The 7,660-nt window shown below is 45.5% G+C and carries 7 protein-coding genes; 5 read left to right on the top strand and 2 right to left on the bottom strand.

All coding sequences use genetic code 11. The features are described 5' to 3' along the window. Together BLW59_RS16695 and BLW59_RS16700 are read right to left on the bottom strand one after the other, a co-directional pair. Nucleotides 1-290 (bottom strand): transposase (locus BLW59_RS16695; RefSeq protein ID WP_175463492.1); only part of this gene is annotated, 290 nt, incomplete at its 3' end. 359 nt (nt 291-649) lie between these two features. Then, nucleotides 650-1,882: a replication initiation protein gene (locus BLW59_RS16700; protein WP_074698974.1), complete on the bottom strand. Its 1,233-nt coding sequence runs from the start codon at nt 1,880-1,882 to the stop codon at nt 650-652. A gap of 489 nt (nt 1,883-2,371) precedes the next feature. On the opposite strand from BLW59_RS16700, the gene BLW59_RS16705 reads away from it, so the two are divergent. From BLW59_RS16705 to BLW59_RS16725, 5 genes are all read left to right on the top strand, one after another. Next, nucleotides 2,372-2,698 carry a helix-turn-helix domain-containing protein gene (locus BLW59_RS16705; RefSeq protein ID WP_217634653.1) on the top strand — a complete coding sequence of 109 codons (327 nt, stop codon included), beginning with the start codon at nt 2,372-2,374 and terminating at the stop codon, nt 2,696-2,698. 58 nt (nt 2,699-2,756) lie between these two features. Beyond that, entirely contained in the window at nt 2,757-3,002 is a 246-nt protein-coding gene (locus BLW59_RS16710; protein ID WP_074698976.1) for a HipA domain-containing protein, read from the top strand. 87 nt (nt 3,003-3,089) lie between these two features. Continuing rightward, complete coding sequence (locus BLW59_RS17575) at nt 3,090-3,296, top strand: hypothetical protein (protein ID WP_175463493.1); 207 nt, start codon at nt 3,090-3,092, stop codon at nt 3,294-3,296. An 88-nt stretch (nt 3,297-3,384) separates the two neighbouring features. After that, nucleotides 3,385-4,143: a metallophosphoesterase gene (locus BLW59_RS16720; protein WP_074698980.1), complete on the top strand. Its 759-nt coding sequence runs from the start codon at nt 3,385-3,387 to the stop codon at nt 4,141-4,143. 486 nt (nt 4,144-4,629) lie between these two features. After that, entirely contained in the window at nt 4,630-7,512 is a 2,883-nt protein-coding gene (locus BLW59_RS16725) for a MobA/MobL family protein (RefSeq protein ID WP_318258726.1), read from the top strand. Nucleotides 7,513-7,660: the final 148 nt, after the last annotated feature.

A 7,660-nucleotide genomic window follows, 5' to 3' on the forward strand; every position in this document is an offset into this window, starting at 1 on the left:
CCTTTACGATCACGGGGGACTGAAATCTCCACATCGCCAAAGCTGGTGCGGAGATTCTTGCGGCTGTGGCCGTTACGGCTGTTGTCCGTATCCTTGTTCTTGTAGTCATACTTACCATAGCCCAGGGAGTCATCCAGCTCTGCTTCAAGGCCATTCTCCATGAACTCTGCTATAGTTTCCTTAAATAAGTTCTGAATGTCCTCCATGCTGGTGACGTTGCTTTCTTGCAGCAGTGCCCGAATCTTCTCCCGGCGGGCTTGCTCTTCTGGGGTGCGTGATTTTCTGCTCATAAAAATACCTCCCAAGTGATGTTCCCATTTTACATCACTTGGGAGGTTTACACAAAATCCGGGGTAGACTCTATTTTTTCAAGGGCTGGTGTTTTCTGCGCCAATTTTTCCATACGCTTTCAAGCTACGGTATTCCAGCTTTGTGTAAAAGCATTTCCCATCACCTCAAAACCAACAGCTACCCATTCTCATTTAGACTGTCGACTTTTCTAATTCACATTAATCTTGAAGATATATTGGCCAATAGGCCTGCCCAGTTGTGACAGGTTTATGTAATAAATTTTATATTTATATTAACGCTTAGTAATACTTATTATATCCGATACATATATTATGGATTACTAGGTATTATAGACACTTTACACCATCCCATACAATTCTAGGAATCGTGGGACGCTCATATTATGGTCTTCTAACCTGCTTCTGGTCGTAAAATCTAACCTTCGTTCCTTTAAGGCATTCCTGATAAGGCGTACTATAGCTGCATCCATGGGATTACCTTGGTCAAAGGGAATCTCCGGCCTGTCCTCTTTGACACTTATTTCGTTAGAGAACATTTTGAGCGCCACTTGTTCCCACTCATTATTTTCCTGAATTGCTTTCATTTCACGCTCAATAGCCGCTTGTGCGTCCAAGTCCTGCTGTCTGTAGTTTTCCTTTATAGCATTATACAAGAATCCCTGCAAATTGTCCGGCTTCCTCTGTTTAGCTAACTTTAAGGCATGCTCCATTCTCAGTTCAAACTCGTTTTTACTACCACATATTGTTGTTAGCTGTGTAACCACCTTTGCTGACAAACCATGTCTATTTTTTTTGCTAGGAGGCATTTCTAATTTTATGTTGTTTTTTATCTCATCACTTAACTGAACTTCATTAACTTTGAGTGTGAAATTAAAACCTAATATTTTTCTACCTTTTCTTATTTTCTCATAACTTATATCATATTCTGTACTCTCATTTATATCCTTTATAGGCATTTCTACTATCGTTTGCACAAATGACCCTAAATGCTGATACTTTCCTTCTTCTATGTTCATAAGAAATCTTAAGTCATCAACTGTTACATATCTAGTAATCGTATTATTCTGCATCATACCACGATATTGTAACATTATCTCCAATAATCTTACTGCGTAAGCAGAATGAAGTCCAAAAAGTTGTTTTGCATCTAATTTAGTATAGCCTCTTCCAGATTCAAGTATATCTAATATGAGCGGTCTCATATCCTCGTTAAATTTAATTAACAACCCTTCTTCTGGTTTATAATGTATGCGTCCAAATATAGGATATATAGTTAAGCCACCCTCGCTATCACGTACAGTGACTACCTTCTCAGCCATGCCTTTACATATAGATTCCAATCTATTAAGATACTCACCATGTCCGAATATGTTTTTTACCTGCCCAGGAGTTAACCGTAAATCTTTGAATGCCTCGTCATAATATTTATCATTTTGGGATACATGCGGATTTACATGTTGCAGAGCAAGTAAAAATAGGCGCATTTCGATAGCACCGAACGGCTGTCGTCCTTCTACTAACGGATTACTTTGATAAACAATAGGTCTTCTCGCATCTAATTCCTCAGACATATCTTTACCTCATTTGCTAATCATACTCGTTAATCGTATTAAATTGTGATTTCCACCCTAATATTTAGCTTAAAATATAGGTCACAATACCCTACGATTATATTTTACACAGCTATCGTAGGGTATACAAGTACATTTTTTACGATTATTAACCCCAATAGGTCACATTTCCATACAAACTGGTCACATTCTCCTACGATTAAAAGCCTAATTAGGTCACATTTTCCTACGAACTAGTCACATTTCCCTACGATTAAGTGCCATAAGCCTAGCAATGACGCGGATTTCAGACGCGCAAAGCATATATAGCATATATGCTAAAAGCATGCATAGCAAAGGGGGACTTGTCCACAGGTCTTGTGACACCTATTAAAGTAATGTCCCCATTAATTGCTTGCTTGCCTTTTCTTCTTATCTATAATGTTTGTAATAATGAACACATTTAGCTATAATGTTAGTAAATACAAACATTATCAGGAAGTGAGAAAAGTGGGAAAGAAAATAGTTCTGACACCTAGCCTTCAGCGAACCCTTCAACGCATGGGAGAGCAAATCAAGCTGGCCCGCTTACGCCGTAATATCCCCATGGAGGTCATTGCTGAACGTGCCGGATTAGCCCGTACTACTGTCTGGGCAATAGAGAAGGGCAGCCCTTCCGTTTCCATGGGTGCCTATGCCAAGGTCTTACATGCCATAGAGGGCATGGACAAAGACTTGTTACTCATCTGCAAGGACGATGCCAAAGGACGCTTGATACAGGATTTGGGACTGAAAGTAGCCCGCAGAGCATCCAAGAGGGATAAAGATGGACAATAAGGCCATATACTGCTATTAGATGACTGCTATCGTGGGCAAGTATACCTGGGGAACTTGTATGTGCAGAAAACTCGGGCCAGAGAAGTCTAGAGCCTCAGGCTTTATCTCTTACGAAGAAGCCAGGATTCACATGGCTTCTGCCATGACCATGCTGGGTAAAACGGATAACGACAATTTCGCGACTTATCTTGATATTGCCGATTGGATAACGGCACACAGTCCCCAGGCCAAGAAAGACCTGAAGGAGCTATGGAGCCGCATTGTCTTCAACATTGCCATAGCCAACGCAGATGATCATCTGTGAAATCATGGCTTTCTCTTGCATAATGACGGCTGGCACCTTTCCCCTTTGTTTGATGTAAATCCGAATCCTTATGGCAGCAGTTTGTCCTTGGGCATAACGGAGGAAGATAGTTCCCTTGATATGTCGCTGACTCTGGAAACTGCGGAGTTTTACCAGCTCAGCTTGAGGGAAGCCAAGGAAATCGTGGACAGCACCAAGAGCATAGTCGCAGAAAACTGGCGCAAGCTGGCTGCCAGATATGGTATTTCTCGCATAGCAGTGGAGCGCATGAGTTCGGTTTTTGCGGAAAAGTGATATTGTCAAACAACTTCATGGTGAGAACTTGCCGTGGGAGAGGTTTGACAGATATGCAAGGCTGCTGCAAACAAGGAGAATGATTTCCATGATTTTTGTAATCACAGATACCCACCTAGGGCATGAGAACATAAAACGATATTGTAACCGTCCTGATGATTTCGAATCTCTCATAGAGCGCCGCTGGAAAGCAAGCGTGACTGACGATGATACTATGATTCACCTGGGCGATGTTTCATTCGACAAGAAGCTTGTCCAGAAGCTTGGCAGCTGGCCGGGTAGGAAGATACTTCTGCGCGGCAATCACGATGAGCGGTCTGATTCATTCTACATGTCGGCAGGTTTCAGCCTGGTGGCTGAAACACTGACCTTGAGAATCCAGGGGATACGCCTGCTGTTCTCACATCGTCCTCAATTTGGTCACGATGCAGATATCAACATCCATGGCCATCAGCATAATCTGAGCGTCCTTGATCCTACCCGTCTTTACTTGCCGCTGTCCATTGAGCACATGGGCTATGCACCACTGGCTCTTGACGACAGATTCATGGCTAGGGTGAAGCCCTGGGTAGAGAAAAAAAGACAGCCCAATACAGAAGAACTTATGAGACTATTTCAGAATGCCATTGGACAAATCAGCCCTAAAGACTGTTATGATGGCTTCGGTGAAACTGCACAGAACACTTCTCGTGATCGCCTCATGGAATGCTATGCGGTTTTCCAGCAGCCACTCTATGTAGCGTCTATGAGGAAAAATCGTCTCTGGGATATTGGCCGCCGATACATCGAAGGCCGTATTGAGCAGGAGGAATTTTTAAAAACCATTAAAGGATTTGCCATGAAGTGAAACATTGTGAAATGTCATCACTTCCTCGTACTCCAGCCGCTTATTCTGTGCCTCCAGCCCTGCTATCTTCTTATCTGGGGCTTGGAGGCTATTTCTTTGTTTTTTACAGTCTTGTCATCGCGACAATCCTCCCTTTGCTAAATCACCCCATTATAAATCTACTGGTGGTTGAAAAACTATACATTTTTTCGCGCAACCAACTTTCTGCCCCTGGGTGAAAAAATATAGGGGGTTCTGAAAACTGTACTCTTTTCGAACCTGGCCACAATTCAGCAGTGATAGGTGCTATAATGCCAACATACGTGAGCGGCACCCCGTTCACCTTGCCGTACATGTTCACTTAGGAGTTTCTCGGTGGAGAAACTCAAAAAGACCGGCACCGAGGGAAAGTCCTTTCCTCACTGCCAGAGCGGGGAGCCTCCCGGGGCTGCCCGTTTGCCATTCGCTGCCGCTCATTGAACTACCGTTGGCTGGAGGAGGATTGCAATGCCAAACTACCATTTCAAGATAAAGACAGACAAACGCCCTAATGGCAAACAGACCAATGCCCATACTCACTGTGAGTACATCCAGCGTGAGGGCAGATTTGCTGACTTGAGGCAGGAAGAGCTGGAAAGCCTGTCCTACAATAACCTGATTACCGGCAAGCACCCCATTGAAAATCTGCCGGAAAACGAGTTGCTGCTCTACAGCAGTCCCTATGGAAAAATACTTGTGGACAAGACCGGCGTTCGCTTTATGCGGCAATCTACTCTCAGCGAAGAAACCATAGCCATGGGGATAGAGATTGCCCGGAAAATCTACGGGGACGAGCTGGAGCTGAAAGGCAGAAGGAGCTTTGTTGATAAAGCCATGTCTACGGCAGTCAAGTTGGAAGTGCCGGTAACCTGGAGCGAGGAATACCAGAATAAGGTCATGGCCATCATGAAGGAAGATTACGAAAATGAAGAACGAGATTTTAGAGCATCCGGGGGAAAGGACATCCACAGAATAATTCCCGACCCTCGGAAATCAGTAGGAAGAGGCCGAGGAGAAATATCAATCACAGAGCCTCACGCTAAACTCGATACCCTAGAAGCTTTGGCCAAAAGAGGATTCAGTTTGCCTCATCTGCCCCAATGCCATATGGTACGCCCAGAAGGAAGAGGCCAATTGCAATTGTCTCGTGATGAGGAGAATCACCTGCTCAAAAAATGTCGAGAACACACTTCGCACCTACGATGGTATAGCCTACGAGCCAGAAGAAACGCAATCGATAAAACTGTAAATGACATCATGGTGAACTTCCAGAAATGCAATGATGCCGTTTATGCCTCCAGTCATGTGCAGTACATTAACCGTGAATCCATTTTCAAGAAAAGGGGAGGATGCCTCTATACGGCAAATCACCTGCCCAACTGGGCAGATGGAAGCGCCACCAAGTTTTTTCAGGCAGCAGACCGCTATGAGAGAATCAACGGGGAACGCTACAAGGAAATAGAGTTTTCCTTGCCCAACGAGCTAGGGCTGGAAGAGAACAAGAAGATAGTTGAGGAATTTATGCAGAAGCATTTGCAGGATTTCTACTATGCCTATGCCATCCATGATAAGATTGGAGCCATGTCGGATGGAGAGCGTCAGCCCCATGTGCATATTATGTTCTCGCCAAGGGAGATTGATGATTTGGAGCGGCAGCAGGAACGTCCGCCGGAGCTTTTCTTTAGCAGGGCCAATGGTCAGCACCCGGAAAAGGGAGGCTGCGCCAAATCCTGGAAGTGGAATTCCAAAGACCGTCAGAAATATCTGGTGAGGCTGAGGAAGGACTACGCCCGGATCCAGAATGATGCTTTGGAGCGAAATGGCATAAACCTGCGAGTAGATCATAGGACACTCAAGGCACAGCGGGAAGAAGCCCTGGCCGAGGGGAACTATCTGTTGGCAGACCTGCTAAATAAAATGCCAGAAAAATATCTTGGCCCCCTTGACCCTTTGCTTGAGGATAAGCAGAGGGTACGTGACCTGAAAAATCTGAGAGCCACCAATCATCAAAGGGAGCAGGATATCATTTCACGCCTGATGCTTCAGGATGCCATAGATAAGGACAGCATGGAGGAAAAATCCGCAGAGTTAAGGCAGCGGCAGGAAAGGCTTTTGGCCTACGAGCATGACATTGAAGATGCGGATGCGCGGGCATACTTCGCAGAGGAAAAGCAGAAAATCCAGGCTATGGACAAGGACATGGCCGCCATCAGTGGTGTGGCCATCTGGGCACCACAGGCCATAGAAGTGGCATCCCTTGATGCCATGACTACCGAGGAAAAGCAACTTTGGCAGGACTTGAAAAGCTACGGCAGGGAAAAACGGGAGTGGGAATTCCTCAAAGACCGAATGATAGAGCCAGCGGGGGACGATGTGGAAGCCTTGGAGGCCTATCTTAAAATCTGCCCGGAAATTGACAAAGAGCTGGACAGGATTAATCTCAAAATCCGTCAGGTCTCCTCCGAGATACGCCCGGTTTTTGAGCGGTTAAATCTTCCCCACAGCAAGGCTGACATCCAGAAGCGGGCTGCCTTTTATGTGAATGACAATCAGCTGGCCAAAATAGAAATCAGGAAGCTCCAGCGGAATATGGACAGCGAACTCAAGGTTCTGGACAAACACATCAAGGACTATTTTGCTGCTAGAGAGCAGAACAGGGTATTCTCCGCAGAAGAAGTGGCCTCCATACTCAAAGGCAATCTCACGAGACTGGAAGACCAGGAAAAGAAACTGGCCAAGGAGCTTTACCACATGAGAAAGCGGGTCATCAGCTACCCCCGTGCCATGGAAATGGCCAAAAATAACTACGTGCAGGGGGCATTCAAACAGCTGAGAGCCGATAAGCGTGAACTAAAAAAGCGAGAAGATAAACTTTCCCCTGAAGAAAGCAAACAGGCCTGGCAGGAAATTGACCGCCGTGAGCAGGAGCTGGAAGCAAGGTGCAGAACGGCTGTAGGTAGGACCCAAATAGAGGCCATAGCGGCGGGTATCCTTCGGAAAAATGCCCCTATCGCAAAGGAGTACAAGGAGCTATGTGCCAAGCATAGGAAACTCAAAGATTCTATCCTGCAGAAGAAATACCAATCCCAGCGAGTAGAAGCAAGAGCCCCAAGGGAAAAGGGCACAAAATTCCGGACCGCACCTCCCGCACCTCCCTCAGGAGTAGGCGGTGGCGGCTACCCCACTCCATCCCGTAGCGCTGACCTCATCAGCAAAGCTATTGCTGGCGGAACTCAAGAAGCACAACTGGTGGCTAGGTCTAAGCCTGACGAGCCGGACGAATGGAAGTGGCTCAGTGAGGCTGAAAAGGACGACTTACGGAATGACTTGAGAACTATAGATAGGTATTGATAGGTAAAATATGGTATAAGATGATTATCATCTTTATACCATATTAAAGGGATGAGTCTACCCCGGATTTTGTGTAAACCTCCCAAGTGATGTAAAATGGGAACATCACTTGGGAGGTATTTTTATGAGCAGAAAATCACGCACCCCA

Source organism: Selenomonas sp. KH1T6 (assembly GCF_900108415.1).
GTDB classification, from domain to species: Bacteria; Bacillota; Negativicutes; order Selenomonadales; family Selenomonadaceae; genus Selenomonas_B; species Selenomonas_B ruminantium_A.